This window comes from Sphingobacterium corticibacter (assembly GCF_003076635.1).
GTDB classification, from domain to species: domain Bacteria; phylum Bacteroidota; class Bacteroidia; order Sphingobacteriales; family Sphingobacteriaceae; genus Sphingobacterium; species Sphingobacterium corticibacter.
This window is the reverse complement of the sequence record NZ_QDKG01000001.1, coordinates 462,860-475,607: the sequence shown is the minus strand read 5'-3', so window position 1 is coordinate 475,607 and position 12,748 is coordinate 462,860. Positions and strand designations below refer to the sequence as shown.

At 41.3% G+C, this 12,748-nt stretch carries 14 protein-coding genes; 6 read left to right on the top strand and 8 right to left on the bottom strand.

All coding sequences use genetic code 11. The features are described from left to right. Positions 1–163 precede the first annotated feature (163 nt). Genes DC487_RS17360 through sppA form a run of 3 tightly spaced genes read right to left on the bottom strand, consistent with a single transcriptional unit; the run spans position 164 to position 2,599 of the window. Entirely contained in the window at positions 164–295 is a 132-nt protein-coding gene (locus tag DC487_RS17360) for a hypothetical protein (protein ID WP_262508142.1), read from the bottom strand. A gap of 51 nt (positions 296–346) precedes the next feature. Then, entirely contained in the window at positions 347–820 is a 474-nt protein-coding gene (gene rlmH, locus DC487_RS02090; RefSeq protein ID WP_116774295.1) for a 23S rRNA (pseudouridine(1915)-N(3))-methyltransferase RlmH, read from the bottom strand. A gap of 9 nt (positions 821–829) precedes the next feature. Then, positions 830–2,599, bottom strand: a complete 1,770-nt coding sequence (sppA, locus tag DC487_RS02085; RefSeq protein ID WP_116774294.1) for a signal peptide peptidase SppA — start codon at positions 2,597–2,599, stop codon at positions 830–832. A 135-nt stretch (positions 2,600–2,734) separates the two neighbouring features. On the opposite strand from sppA, the gene folK reads away from it, so the two are divergent. Further along, complete coding sequence (gene folK / locus DC487_RS02080) at positions 2,735–3,226, top strand: 2-amino-4-hydroxy-6-hydroxymethyldihydropteridine diphosphokinase (protein WP_116774293.1); 492 nt, start codon at positions 2,735–2,737, stop codon at positions 3,224–3,226. Further along, the gene (locus DC487_RS02075) at positions 3,219–3,575 is read left to right on the top strand and encodes an Hpt domain-containing protein (protein WP_116774292.1); all 357 of its coding nucleotides are present in this window, start codon (positions 3,219–3,221) and stop codon (positions 3,573–3,575) included. The genes folK and DC487_RS02075 overlap by 8 nt, the downstream gene beginning before the upstream one ends. Here DC487_RS02075 and DC487_RS02070 read toward each other — a convergent pair. Next, a complete protein-coding gene (locus tag DC487_RS02070) occupies positions 3,572–4,261 on the bottom strand; it encodes a CDP-alcohol phosphatidyltransferase family protein (protein WP_116774291.1) in 690 nt (229 codons plus the stop codon). The two genes, DC487_RS02075 and DC487_RS02070, sit on opposite strands and share 4 nt — an antisense overlap. Positions 4,262–4,334: 73 nt before the next feature. Beyond that, complete coding sequence (rho, locus tag DC487_RS02065) at positions 4,335–5,828, bottom strand: transcription termination factor Rho (RefSeq protein ID WP_116774290.1); 1,494 nt, start codon at positions 5,826–5,828, stop codon at positions 4,335–4,337. A gap of 327 nt (positions 5,829–6,155) precedes the next feature. Here rho and DC487_RS02060 point away from each other — a divergent pair, with 327 nt between their 5' ends. Together DC487_RS02060 and DC487_RS02055 are read left to right on the top strand one after the other, a co-directional pair. After that, positions 6,156–7,883: an MFS transporter gene (locus tag DC487_RS02060; RefSeq protein WP_116774289.1), complete on the top strand. Its 1,728-nt coding sequence runs from the start codon at positions 6,156–6,158 to the stop codon at positions 7,881–7,883. Positions 7,884–8,147: 264 nt separating this feature from the next. Next, on the top strand, positions 8,148–8,996 hold the full coding sequence (locus DC487_RS02055; RefSeq protein ID WP_116775004.1) for an N-acetylglucosamine kinase: 849 nt from the start codon (positions 8,148–8,150) through the stop codon (positions 8,994–8,996). A 111-nt stretch (positions 8,997–9,107) separates the two neighbouring features. Here DC487_RS02055 and DC487_RS02050 read toward each other — a convergent pair whose 3' ends face one another. Then, on the bottom strand, positions 9,108–9,791 hold the full coding sequence (locus DC487_RS02050) for a metal-dependent hydrolase (protein WP_116774288.1): 684 nt from the start codon (positions 9,789–9,791) through the stop codon (positions 9,108–9,110). A gap of 67 nt (positions 9,792–9,858) precedes the next feature. Beyond that, positions 9,859–10,176 (bottom strand): YbaB/EbfC family nucleoid-associated protein, encoded by a 318-nt coding sequence (locus DC487_RS02045; RefSeq protein ID WP_116775003.1) that lies wholly within the window; start codon positions 10,174–10,176, stop codon positions 9,859–9,861. Positions 10,177–10,295: 119 nt separating this feature from the next. Between DC487_RS02045 and DC487_RS02040 the strand changes: the two genes are divergently transcribed. Further along, entirely contained in the window at positions 10,296–10,799 is a 504-nt protein-coding gene (locus DC487_RS02040; RefSeq protein ID WP_116774287.1) for an ABC transporter substrate-binding protein, read from the top strand. Between the two features lie 26 nt (positions 10,800–10,825). Here the strand turns inward: DC487_RS02040 and DC487_RS02035 are convergent, their stop codons facing one another. Beyond that, positions 10,826–11,863 carry a hypothetical protein gene (locus tag DC487_RS02035; RefSeq protein ID WP_116774286.1) on the bottom strand — a complete coding sequence of 346 codons (1,038 nt, stop codon included), beginning with the start codon at positions 11,861–11,863 and terminating at the stop codon, positions 10,826–10,828. Positions 11,864–12,077: 214 nt separating this feature from the next. Between DC487_RS02035 and DC487_RS02030 the strand changes: the two genes are divergently transcribed. Beyond that, positions 12,078–12,665, top strand: a complete 588-nt coding sequence (locus DC487_RS02030) for a thymidine kinase (RefSeq protein WP_116775002.1) — start codon at positions 12,078–12,080, stop codon at positions 12,663–12,665. Positions 12,666–12,748: the final 83 nt, after the last annotated feature.

Here is a 12,748-nt window from a genome sequence, read left to right as displayed (position 1 = left end):
TTGATAAGGTTAAGAGAGTTCATAAAGTTGAGACGATAGATTGCCGTACCTTTATAGCTTCCGTTTGCAATGAAGAGGACAAACAAAAAGCCTCGCTGACAAAATAATCAGCGAGGCTTTTCTATGACAGGTACCAAGGTCAGTTTACGACATTCTTGCTTGACTAAGATGTCAGGTAAGCCAAAAGCGCCACCAGAGCACCACCAATAATGATGATCCATTTATTTACACCACCTCCGTGCGCCCCTTCTTGGCTTCGATACTTATAGTCTCTTTTATATTTATCTAAATCCATATTTACCTCCTTTATTATATGATGCAATACATAGTTTAATTCCACAAAAAATTATTCATGATGATACGGCTCGCCGCGCATTATTGAAAAAGCACGGTACAACTGCTCCACAAAAAACAATCGGATCATCTGGTGCGAAAAAGTCATCTTCGATAACGACAACAATCCGTTGGCTCGCTGATACACTCGATCACTAAATCCGTATGGCCCACCGATCACAACAACCATATGCTGTACATTACTAACCATGTTCTTGTCCAGAAGTTTAGAAAAATCTACTGAACGGTATTGTTGTCCTTTTTCGTCGAGCAGCATCAATGTGTCCGAATTATCCACCTGCTTCAAGATCAAATCCGCCTCTTTCTCCTTTTGCTGATCCTGACTTAGGTTTTTACTGTTTTTAATATCAGGAATCACCGTGATATTAAACTTAACGTAATGAATCAACCGCTTGGTATACTTTGCGATACCTTCCTCAATATATTTCTCGTCCGTTTTCCCTACGCATAGCAGCGTCACCCTCATATCTCTGGTCTAAAAGATTTCTATTTCGTATGGTACGCGTGCCTGTATACCGGTATTTTGCACCACGCGCTTCAAGTCTTTTACATAGCGCACGTGCTCTCCTAACTCATCCTCCAAAAACCACATTTTTACCTTCTCCTTGGAGCTACTGAATATCGATTCAAATGGATCTTTGGTACGCGGGTATTCAGAGATTTTGTATGAATCTAATTTCGCCATTTTTGCTGCACTTTTCACCGCATCATCCAATGTGCCTAATCGATCTACTAAGCCCAATTCGATCGCCTGACTACCCGTCCACACGCGTCCTTGCCCAATGCTATCTACTTGCGCAATGCTCAATCCGCGACCATCTGCAACACGCTGCATAAATTGTTGATAGATACGATTGACACCACCTTGCACAATAGTTCTTTCTTCGGCTGTCAACGGGCGATCTACACTTACATCTGCATATGGGCCAGTTTTGACGACATCGAAATGAAGTCCTAATTTATTATTAAATAAGTTTTGGAGGTTAGGAATCAATCCGAAAACCCCGATCGAACCGGTCAGCGTACCAGCATCTGCAAAAATAGAATCGGCCGCCGCAGAGATGTAATAACCTCCAGAGGCAGCATAATCTCCCATCGAGACGATAACAGGTTTGGCTTTCTTGGCCAAGCTCACCTCACGCCAGATCAGATCTGATGCTAAGGCGGATCCACCTGGAGAGTTAACGCGTAAAACAATCGCTTTGACTTTATCATCTTCGCGTAGCTTGCGCAATTCACGGGAAAGCGACTCACCACCAATTTGTTCATCGCCTGATGTATTGCCATCAACGATATCGCCAAAAGCATACAGTACCGCAATACGACCCGCACCAGAAGTACCACTTACATCCGATGATTTACGGTAATCCAACAGAGAAATGGATGATAGATCTTTCTTCTGATCGATTCCAACTTTTTCTTTCAGCTTTGCTAATAGTTCATCTTTATAAATTAAGCTATCTACAAATTTCTGTTGTACGGCATCTTCAGGAAATTGGATCAGGTATTCATTCGCCACTCGGCGCACCGCTGCTTCATCCAACGAACGCGCCGTTGCAATATCGCTGACAAAGCCATCATATAAACTGTTGAGGTACGCCTCCACTTGCATGCGATTGGCAGCACTCATTTCATTGAGGATAAATGGTTCTACCGCACTTTTATACGTTCCTACTTTCACCACTTGCATCTCCACGCCTAATTTATCTAAGGCATCTTTCATAAACATCACCGAACTCGATAATCCGCGGAAATCCACCGAGCCAACAGGGCTGACATATACTTCATTGGCTACAGATGATAGATAATATGCTTTTTGAGTCATTACATCACTGTATGAAACAATAAATTTGCCCGATTCCTTGAAATCTATTAATGCATTGCGAATAGCACGCACTGTGGCGAAACCTGCATTGACGGTACTGACATTGAGATATATACCTTTGATATTACTATCAGTTTTGGCCGTTTTGATGCGTGCTATGATATCATTCAAGCCCAGTGAGCGAGAATCTGGTGCACCCGGAATATTTATATCTTCAAAAGGAGAAGGAACGGTTTTCTCCGTAATCAGGTGATCTAATGTAATGTGTAATACGGAATTGGCTGATACGGTAGGCTCTGTGCTAGAACCTAACGAAGATACCATCGCGGTTATAAGACCGACAACTACTAAAACCACTAAAATAGATGAAATAAAAACGCCAACTACGGTGGCGAGTACATATTTAAAAAATTGCTTCATATGTATGGCGTGAATGTCTTGTAAATCTAAAAGAAAACCGTAAATAATAAAAGTAAATTTACGCTTCAAGCATGCTAATAAGAAATTATCACATACAATTCCGGTTATCTAACTTAGTTTTAGTACCTTGTATAAGTGAAATTAAATAGCGCATATTTATTGTTAGGAGCAAATCTGGGCAATCCCGCTCAGCAATTACACAGCGCCCTATCAGAGATAGAAATACAAATTGGTAAGATTCAAGAACGATCAAGCGTATACGAGTCCGCTGCTTGGGGCTTGGTGGAGCAACCTGCTTTCCTCAATCAGGTTTTAAGAGTAGATACAACGCTATCTGCCATAGAGTTACTGCGATCCTGCCAGCAAATAGAAAATAAACTTGGCCGCGTTCGCGAAATAAAATGGGGAGCTCGGATCATTGATATAGACATACTGTACTTTAATCGTGATGTGATCGATGAAGTCGATCTAAATATTCCTCACCCCTACATCAGCGAACGCAATTTCACCTTAATTCCTCTCGTAGAGATTGCCCCAAATTACATTCATCCGATCTTGAATCAATCCAATAGTGAACTGCTTGAAACCTGCTCTGACCAATCCTCTGTTTCCCAACCATATGAGTAAGTACCTTTACATACAACCAGATCTAATTAAAAATAACATGTTTGGCGATGATCAAATGATCAAGACTTTCATTGGCATGTATTTGACACATTGTCAAACGGATTTTAACAATCTAAGCCAAGCGGTAGAACAGCAGGATCTCGCTGAAATCAGCTCAAAAGCGCACCACATGAAACCGACAATGGCGTATATCGGCGCCAAAGAATTGCATGTACAATTTCAAGTATTAGAAACTGCTGCGCGGCGTGGAACAGATTTAGCATTAATTCTCCCGCTATTTCATGATCTGAAGAAGCAATTTAATCACGTGATGATGGAGCTTGATCATTTCTACAGCAGCTTATCTTAACGTGTTGCGTTTTGCTCTTCGTTTGAAAAATGAAGAATGGAAAATAAAATATAAGCTAATAGTATAAGCGGTAAAGCGAGGTATTGGAATAGCACAATGAGCAGCACGCTAGACAATAGAAACAAGTATTTGTATCGATTGCTCGCCCAAGATAAGTTACTCACTTTCATAGAAAATAGTTTAATCTCTGAAACCAACAGGTAGGAACTCAATACGATGATGGCGATCAAAAAATAGCTATTCGCAAAAATAGCTGGAAAACGCTGGGCAATAAATGGCAAAGAGATAATCACAAAACTATTCATCGGCGTATTGACGCCGATAAAATCAGTGGATTGCCGAGTATCTACATTGAACTTAGCCAATCTTAGCGCTGAAAAAGCGGTTACGACATATCCTGCATAAGGTAAATAGGTTGAAGAGGTAGTTTCCTGCAACATCATAAAGAGAATCGTGCCAGGCAAGAAACCAAAACTGATCACATCGGCCAAGGAATCTAATTCTTTGCCAATATCGGAGCGAACATGCAGCAGTCGGGCAGCAGTACCATCCAAAAAATCGAATATTCCACAGGCGATCAAGCAATATAATACCCAATCAAATCGTCCTTGAAAGGCAAAGGATATGCCAACACATCCGCTTAACAAGTTGAATAAGGTAATGGTATTGGGGATATGTCGTTTCATGCGTGGTGGTGAAAAATAAAAAAGCCACCTTCTTATCTGGAAGGTGACCTAAAATTATAAATTTCTAATGGGATTAACTATTCATGCTAATCAAAAACTCTTCATTGGACTTGGTGCCACGCATTTGGCTCAGCAAGAATTCCATCGATTCCTGTGGGTTCATGTCTGCTAAGTGGTTGCGCAATACCCAAAGTCTTTGCAATTGCTCGCGATCTACCAATAGATCATCACGGCGTGTGCTAGAAGCAGTCAAATCGATTGCTGGGAAGATACGTTTGTTAGAAAGCTTACGATCAAGCTGCAACTCCATATTTCCTGTACCTTTAAACTCTTCGAAGATTACTTCATCCATTTTCGATCCTGTATCGGTCAACGCTGTAGCAAGAATGGTCAATGAACCACCATCTTCAATATTACGTGCCGCACCGAAGAATCTTTTTGGCTTGTGCAATGCATTAGCATCCACACCACCAGATAATATCTTACCAGATGCTGGAGCAACAGTATTGTAAGCTCGCGCTAAGCGAGTGATAGAATCTAATAAAATCACGACATCATGACCACATTCTACCATGCGTTTTGCTTTCTCTAATACGATGTTGGCAATCTTCACGTGTCGATCTGCAGGCTCGTCGAACGTAGAAGAAATCACTTCTGCACGTACGCTTCTTGCCATATCAGTCACCTCTTCTGGTCGCTCATCAATCAATAAGATGATCAAATAAACTTCTGGGTGATTTTTTGCAATCGCATTGGCCACTTCTTTCAACAAGTTAGTTTTACCTGTTTTTGGTTGTGCCACGATCAATCCACGTTGCCCCTTACCGATCGGCGTAAAAAGATCCATGATCCGTGTGGAGTAGTTGCCTACGCCTAGATCAAGATTCAATTTTTCATCCGGGAACAACGGTGTCAAATAATCGAAAGGAACGCGGTCGCGAATCTCTGCCGGATTTTGTCCGTTGATTGATTCAACACGTACCAATGGGAAATATTTCTCACCTTCTTTAGGTGGACGGATAGATCCACGGATATTATCGCCTGTCTTCAAACCAAAAAGCTTGATTTGAGATTGGGATACGTAAATATCGTCTGGTGAGGTTAAATAATTATAATCAGAAGAACGTAAGAAACCATAACCATCTGGCATAATTTCCAATACACCTTCGTTTACAATAACGTTATCAAAATCTGTGGGTGTTGCAGCAGCTTTAGCAGCAGGCTGTTCTGCTACAGCAGCCGGTGCTTCTGATGATCTTTCTGCTGCTACTGGTCTTTCTCTTTCAGCGACCAAAGTATCATCCGCAGAGCGGCGACCAACAGATACGGGCTCTACTCCACCAGCAGTGCGTGTGCGTTTGCGCATACGTGGTGCAGCATCGTTATCTGCAGCATCTTCCAATTCCTCGACTTGCTCTGGAGCAGCCTCTTTAGAATCTGCAGCAATACCGGAAATACGATCAATCAACTCTTGTTTTCTTAGTTTTTCTGTATCAGGGATCCCCAATACTTTAGCTATCTCGCGCAATTCAGACACGAGCTTAGTATTCAATTCTTTGATCTCCATTAATTTATATGTACAAAATACAGGATTATATTATCGAATTTTATCCCCTTCTTCGTCAATAACACTTTTTAAACTCTTTCTTTTTGCTAGAACGTTGGAAAGGACGAAACTGTTTGAGGCTTCTTTTTCCAGTAAGGATAAATTTAGAACTGCTACAAAGAAAAACATTCGAAACGTTATTTCAAAATTAAAAAAGCGATTTTTCTTTCTGATGTAATTTATTCACTTGCAAAAGTGGTTTTACGACGTTGCTAAATCGAATGTTCTGAATAATATCTGGCATTAACTCAAATTAATGCGTATGTTTATCACCGTCAAAAAAATATTATGAACAACAAACCTATACAAACGAACTACCCTGCGCTGTATACTTTGATAACAGTGTTTTTTTTCTGGGGATTCATTGCCGCGGGCAATAGTATTTTTATCCCTTTTTGTAAGAATTATTTCAGTTTAGATCAGTTTCAGTCACAACTTATTGACTTTGCTTATTACTCCGCTTATTACACGGGCGCTCTATTGCTTTTTATCTTTGGTACACTAACTGGAAAAGATCTGGTTGGAAAATGGGGATACAAACGCAGTATTGTTTACGGCCTATTATTTTCTGCAGTGGGAGCTGCGGCGATGATTGGTGCGGTAGAAATTAATGTGTACACTGCCATGCTAATTGGTCTGTTTATCGTGGCGCTAGGATTCTCCTTGCAACAAACAGCTGCTAATTCTTTTGCCGTAATCTTAGGCGATCCGAAGACGGGCGCATCGCGCGTAAACCTTGGTGGTGGTGTCAACTCCTTAGGAACGACGATTGGTCCATTGGTCATTGGATTTGCACTATTCGGCACATTCGAAACGGTATCTGATGCGGACATTGCTAATCTGCCTTTGAGCAAAGTGGTAATTCTATACAGTGGTGTCGGACTATTATTCTTGTTGGCTGCTGCTTTATTTTACTTTTCGAAGAAAGTTCCAGCCGGATTCAATTTAGAACCTATGGAGCCTGCGAATAAAGCCAGAACGACGCTTATCGTCATGACGGTTTTGTTGTTTTGTGCTTTTGCTCCGGTATTTATGAGCTACAAAAGTGAAGCCGCCCTACAGATTGAAGCGTTGCAAGCGCAGTTAAAGGTGGCGATTGATGCCGCAACACAAACTTCGCTCGCTGCGCAGATTGAAGCTTTGAAACATCCATTGGAGCTCACGCGTATGGCTTGGTTGTCTGCAGCTTTGGTTGTAGTAATCGGCGGACTCTTATTTGCCTATAATCGCGCAAAGAAGAAACCAGATGGATGGGGCGCGATGCAATACCCGCAATTGGTTTTAGGTATGTTGGCGTTATTTCTCTACGTGGGTATTGAGGTAGCTATTGGTAGTAATTTAGGTGAATTATTGACATTAGATGAATTTGGCAACTTGCAATCTTCCGAAATCACACCTTACATTTCCATGTATTGGGGCAGTATGATGATCGGCCGTTGGGCTGGTGCATTGAGTGCATTCAACCTGATGAGTAGCACTAAAAAGATCTTGACCATCATCGTGCCATTGATTGCCTTTGTGCTGATCATTGGGGTTAATAGCTTGGCCGGTTTTGACATGTCGGTTTTGTATTATTATGTAATCTGTGTATTTATCCAAATTGCAGCATTCTTTTTCAGTAAAGATCGTCCGATACGTACGCTATTAATCTTTGGATCCTTTGGGTTAATTGCTATGGTGGTCGGGCTACTGACATCTGGCACATTGGCTATTTATGCCTTCCTGTCAGGCGGTTTAGCTTGTTCGATTATGTGGGGTTCTATTTACAGTCTTTCCATTGTAGGATTGGGCAAATACACAGAACAAGGATCTGCCTTCTTAGTGATGATGATCTTGGGTGGTGGTATCCTGCCTCCTATCCAAGGAAAATTAGCAGATATCATCGGTATCCACAACTCCTATATCGTGCCCGTATTTGCATTCCTATACATCATAATTTTTGCGATTATGGTCAAAGGTTTCTTGAAAAAGCAGGGAATAGATATGGAAAAAATAGAAGTCGAAGCTAGTCACTAAGCTGTCAGCAAATTGTAACTTATACACTAAGTTATCAATTCGATATTTTATATAAAAAAGCGCCTTAAATAATTATTGAAGGCGCTTTTTGCTTACTAAGCTACAGCATGTAATGCGCTTGTTGCATTTATTTACTACAACTGCTATTGTTTTAAAGATTAATAATGTATTTTGCAAAACATTCGCAGAGCGAAAATCTATCGCGGTGAATTTATTAGGAATAAGGTTACTAACACAAATATAAAAAATCAAAACATCTATATAATGATTGTTATTGCTGATGGTGGTTCTACCAAGACAAACTGGTGTTTGTTGGATGATTCAAAAAAGAAAATTTACTTTAACACGGAGGGATACAATCCCTATTTTGTAGACAGTGCTTACATTGTGTCTTCTCTAAAAAAAGGATTACCTAACGATATTCCATTCCAAGAGATCAAAGAGGTATACTATTACGGCGCGGGCGTGCACAATGAGGAAAAAGCGACTATTGTAAAAGATGCGATCCAAGTGGTATTTCCGCAATCCCAAGTAGAAGTAGGACATGATTTATTAGCAGCCGCACGTGCATTGTTAGGATCTGAAGCAGGCTTTGCCGCGATCTTGGGCACGGGTACCAATAGCTGTATTTATGATGGTTCAAAAATCACCCACAATATCGATTCAGCAGCATATATCTTGGGCGATGAAGGTAGCGGAAGCTATATCGGCAAAAAGCTATTGACAGATTTCATCCGTGGCTTAATGCCAAAGGACGTAGCGGAGGTATTCTTTAATACGTACAAGTTGACTCCGGACGAGATCATGGATAATGTATACACGAAGCCACTAGCAAACCGTTTCTGTGCAAGCTTTAGTAAGTTCGTTTATGACAACAATGTCAATATCCAATACACGAGGTCTATCGTAGATGATGCTTTTGAGGCTTTCTTTTCGAATCTTGTGAGCAAATATCCAGATTACCAATCGTATTCATTTAATTGTATCGGATCGGTAGGATACAATTTTAGAAATGTGCTTTCGGACAAAGCAAAACAATATGGTATGAACGTTGGCAAGATCCTACGCTCTCCTATCGATGATTTAGTGGACTATCATATCAACCAAGGATAATAAAGAGTTGATACAGTTGAGATAGTTAATAAGGTCAAGACTGATATCACAAAAAACGGGAAGCATCCATGGATGCTTCCCGTTTTTTGTGATGGATATGATTCTTTTCCGTTATAACAATATTTCTCCGCCAATTAAAGGCAAGTAAAGTTTCTTTCCTGCTGCACTGAATGTGGCTGCTGCTTGCTCTGGATCTATGGATATTGGCGGGAAGGTATTGTAGTGTATGCCAATCACATTTTTGCACTGCACAAAATCGGCTGCGCGCAGTGCATCGTCTACATCCATCGTGTAATGACCACCAATAGGCAAGAATGCCCAATCTAATTCTAAATCTGCCAACAGTTTCATCTCCATCGTCAGCGCAGTATCGCCGGCGAAATATATCTTCTTTTCGCCCACGAAAAAAACAAATCCTGCTGCGACACCAGCATATTGACCATCCGGCGTGCTATTCGTATGCATCGCATACACCATTTTTACTCTTCCAAATGGCAAATCCAGCGTTCCACCAAAATTGAAGTCGATCACTTTATCTTCGGGTACGCCCTGCGACTTCACCCATGCAGCTGTCTCTACAATAGCGGCTACGGTGGCATTGCTTTGCTTTTGAATATGCGCCATATCGGCCACATGATCTCCATGCGCATGACTTAAAAATATATAATCTGGCTTGATGCGATCAATATCAATTCCTTCTGCCAGGGGATTATGTGATATAAATGGATCTAATAGCACTTTGGTGCCATCAAAATCAAATTCTACACAGGATTGCCCGTAATAGGTTACTTTCATCTAATAAAATTTTGTTGTTTTAATATGATCGATCTCTGGTACTTAAGATGGTTTATAATTAGATGAATTATCCTTTTCCGAATAAATCTCCCAAACCGCCCAAATTGCCCAACACATCTTGCGTGGCAGCCTGCATCTCTCCTTGACTAATCTGCTCTGCTTGCACCAAAGCCTTATTAAGGGCCACCACGAGTAATTCTTCTAATTGTTCGCGATCCACATTTTCCATATAAATAGGATCGATGGCGATCTCTTTGATTTCCTTATTGGCTGTTGCCACCACTTTTATCTTGCCGCCTTCTGCTTCTCCATACACCGAGATATTATCTAAGCGTGCTTTGATCTCTTGGGCTTTTTGTTGTGCTTGAAATAATTTGTCAAACATAGCTTTCTGTATTAATTTTTCTACGTCAAAAATATCAAAAATCGCACCAATGATCACTGATTTTATCGCTTTTTAAATTGGCTTCTGTACCTTTGCCAAAATCCGGAATAGAAGCCACTATGCAGAGAGATAGCGAATACCAGAAATTATTACAGACATTAAAAACGACGGACATAGCAGCGTTCGAACATTTGGAGGAAGAAATTGACATTGTATACCACAAGCTAAAATTTATTCCGGCCGAATCACGTCCTCGCGTTACCTTAGTGAGTAATGTTCGGGATCTTTCCCAAGATTTTAATGCGCTAACTCAAGAAGCGTTAGAAATTGCTGGCGGCACCTGGCAGTCTAGCGCAGACATTCATAATGCCGAAAAAATCATCGTAGTACAACAGGACGAACAGCTCTATGCAGATCTTCCGTTGGTACTGCAGGAAGACGGCGTAGCACAGTCGCCGGCTATCGCCAACAACGAAATTTATATTGTGCAGCAGGAAGTGATTGAAAACACGTCTTCAGCAGGTTTTCTGAGACAAGTTGAAGTATTTGCGGAGATCGTACAATCGAAGTACTTCGTCTATGGACACAACGGCCAAGAATGGGTTCAATTTGACCTCCGCTAATACCTTAAAAGCGTTAAGCTCGAGGCTTAAGCAAATTTCTTTTGTAGGATATGGTAGAGCTTTTCTACCGTTTGTGGCTTAGATGCCCAATTATTTTTTAGGGAATAATTGGCTTGCAAAAAAGCATCTGCTTCGGCCATATTATCAAAACGATTCAATAGTTCAATAGCTTCCGTATAGGCCAAACTATACCCATTGAACAGATCTTTGATAAACAATAATTTATCATTTAAACTGACTGCCGTTTTAAGATCCACAATCTGCTCCGTTTTCGTAGCAGGTGTCTTAAATTGATTGGCGTTCGTGAGGCCAGCGCGTCTTTGCTGCTGAATCATTTCATTCAACGTAAGTGGTCGACTGCTTGCTGCCGGAGCTTCTTCACTTTTCTGAGGCTGATTAAGTTCTATCGTTCGGCTCTCTTCTACTACAGAATTAACTACTGCAGCCTCTTCCTTTGCCGGTTCTTCAGCTGTCTTTTCTTCTGCTACATTTCTCCACGCGCTAATCGAAGGCTCAGATTCGGGCTGCCGCTCCGTAGATTGTACTTTTGGCGCTTCTGGCTCTGGTGCGACAGGAGCACGCTCCTCTTCTTTAGCTGGCTCTTCCTCCTTTTCTTCTGCTACTTCCGGCTCTTCCACTTCTGGTTCTTCTTCTTCTGGCTGTGGTTCTTCTATCTCTTCTTCTACAGGCTCCTCTTCTACTGGCTCTGGCTCAGGTTGAGTTTCTGGTGCATTTTCTGCCTTTGGTTCCTCTTGATCGGGTGCGATTTCTGCTACTGTTTGCTGCGAATCTTCCTTTTCATCTGCCTTTGCGGTAGCTGGCGTAAAGATGATTTCTTCTGTAGCTTGCGCTTCTGCACTATCTGATGTTACCTCAGGCTGCTTAACGCTTAACTGAGCTAACAATTCAAAATGTGCTGCCAAGTATTTGGCCTTTGCTGCCAACATGCCTAACTGAACGACCGCGAGCTGCCCTTCTTGCTCCTGCACTGTCGCATATTCTTCGTTGATCTCAACGAGTAAATCTCCCACCTTTGCTAGCACATCGTTCTCTGAATACGACATATATGAAATAATTATAGTAAATGAAAATATATACCTACTTGGTAACAGGTAGAAATGTCAAAAGTTTAGGTAAAAATTAAAAAACTGACACTGACATGCTTGCCCTTTTAAGCCGATTCCTGTTCGTCAAAAATAACATTTAATTTCGATATTAGCACACGGATTTGCCCGCGCAAATAGCACATATACACAAATAAAACACGCTCAATAGATGATGCTTTTCTCTGAACACAATTTCACGCAACATCGTACTTCTCCGATCGGAAGTATTGAGGTCATTACAGGTTCTATGTTTTCGGGCAAGACAGAGGAATTGATCCGCAGACTGCGCAGAGCACAATTTGCGAAATTGCCCGTAGAAATCTTTAAGCCCGAGGTGGATGTACGCTACGATGAGCAATTCATCGTATCACATAATAGCAACAGCATTCCTTCTACTCCAGTAGCGCACTCTTCTGCGATCTTATTACTTAGTGCCGATACGAAAGTAGTTGGCATAGACGAAGCTCAATTTTTTGATGATGAATTGCCACATGTATGTGTACAGCTTGCCAACAAAGGGATTCGCGTAGTAGTCGCAGGCTTGGATATGGATTTTAAAGCGCAACCTTTCGGACCAATACCTGCGTTAATGGCTATCGCCGAACATGTCACTAAGGTGCATGCCGTTTGTGTGCGATGTGGAGCACCAGCAGCGTATTCGTACCGCCTGAACGATCGTGAAGAGCGCGTCATGCTGGGAGAAAAGGAAAGTTATGAGCCGAGATGCCGCTCCTGTTATTTCTCTGGGCAAATAACCTAGAAATTTAAAAAGATCATTACCACGTATTTACAGGTAATATGAACACTTTTATCAAATAAATACACAAAAAGACTTGACAAATA

Coding starts and splice junctions, on each gene's coding strand:
- DC487_RS17360 (WP_262508142.1), bottom strand. CDS start 295: ATGGATTTAGATAAATATAAAAGAGACTATAAGTATCGAAGCCAAGAA.
- rlmH (WP_116774295.1), bottom strand. CDS start 820: ATGAGGGTGACGCTGCTATGCGTAGGGAAAACGGACGAGAAATATATT.
- sppA (WP_116774294.1), bottom strand. CDS start 2,599: ATGAAGCAATTTTTTAAATATGTACTCGCCACCGTAGTTGGCGTTTTT.
- DC487_RS02075 (WP_116774292.1), top strand. CDS start 3,219: ATGAGTAAGTACCTTTACATACAACCAGATCTAATTAAAAATAACATG.
- DC487_RS02070 (WP_116774291.1), bottom strand. CDS start 4,261: ATGAAACGACATATCCCCAATACCATTACCTTATTCAACTTGTTAAGC.
- rho (WP_116774290.1), bottom strand. CDS start 5,828: ATGGAGATCAAAGAATTGAATACTAAGCTCGTGTCTGAATTGCGCGAG.
- DC487_RS02060 (WP_116774289.1), top strand. CDS start 6,156: ATGAACAACAAACCTATACAAACGAACTACCCTGCGCTGTATACTTTG.
- DC487_RS02055 (WP_116775004.1), top strand. CDS start 8,148: ATGATTGTTATTGCTGATGGTGGTTCTACCAAGACAAACTGGTGTTTG.
- DC487_RS02050 (WP_116774288.1), bottom strand. CDS start 9,791: ATGAAAGTAACCTATTACGGGCAATCCTGTGTAGAATTTGATTTTGAT.
- DC487_RS02045 (WP_116775003.1), bottom strand. CDS start 10,176: ATGTTTGACAAATTATTTCAAGCACAACAAAAAGCCCAAGAGATCAAA.
- DC487_RS02040 (WP_116774287.1), top strand. CDS start 10,296: ATGCAGAGAGATAGCGAATACCAGAAATTATTACAGACATTAAAAACG.
- DC487_RS02035 (WP_116774286.1), bottom strand. CDS start 11,863: ATGTCGTATTCAGAGAACGATGTGCTAGCAAAGGTGGGAGATTTACTC.
- DC487_RS02030 (WP_116775002.1), top strand. CDS start 12,078: ATGCTTTTCTCTGAACACAATTTCACGCAACATCGTACTTCTCCGATC.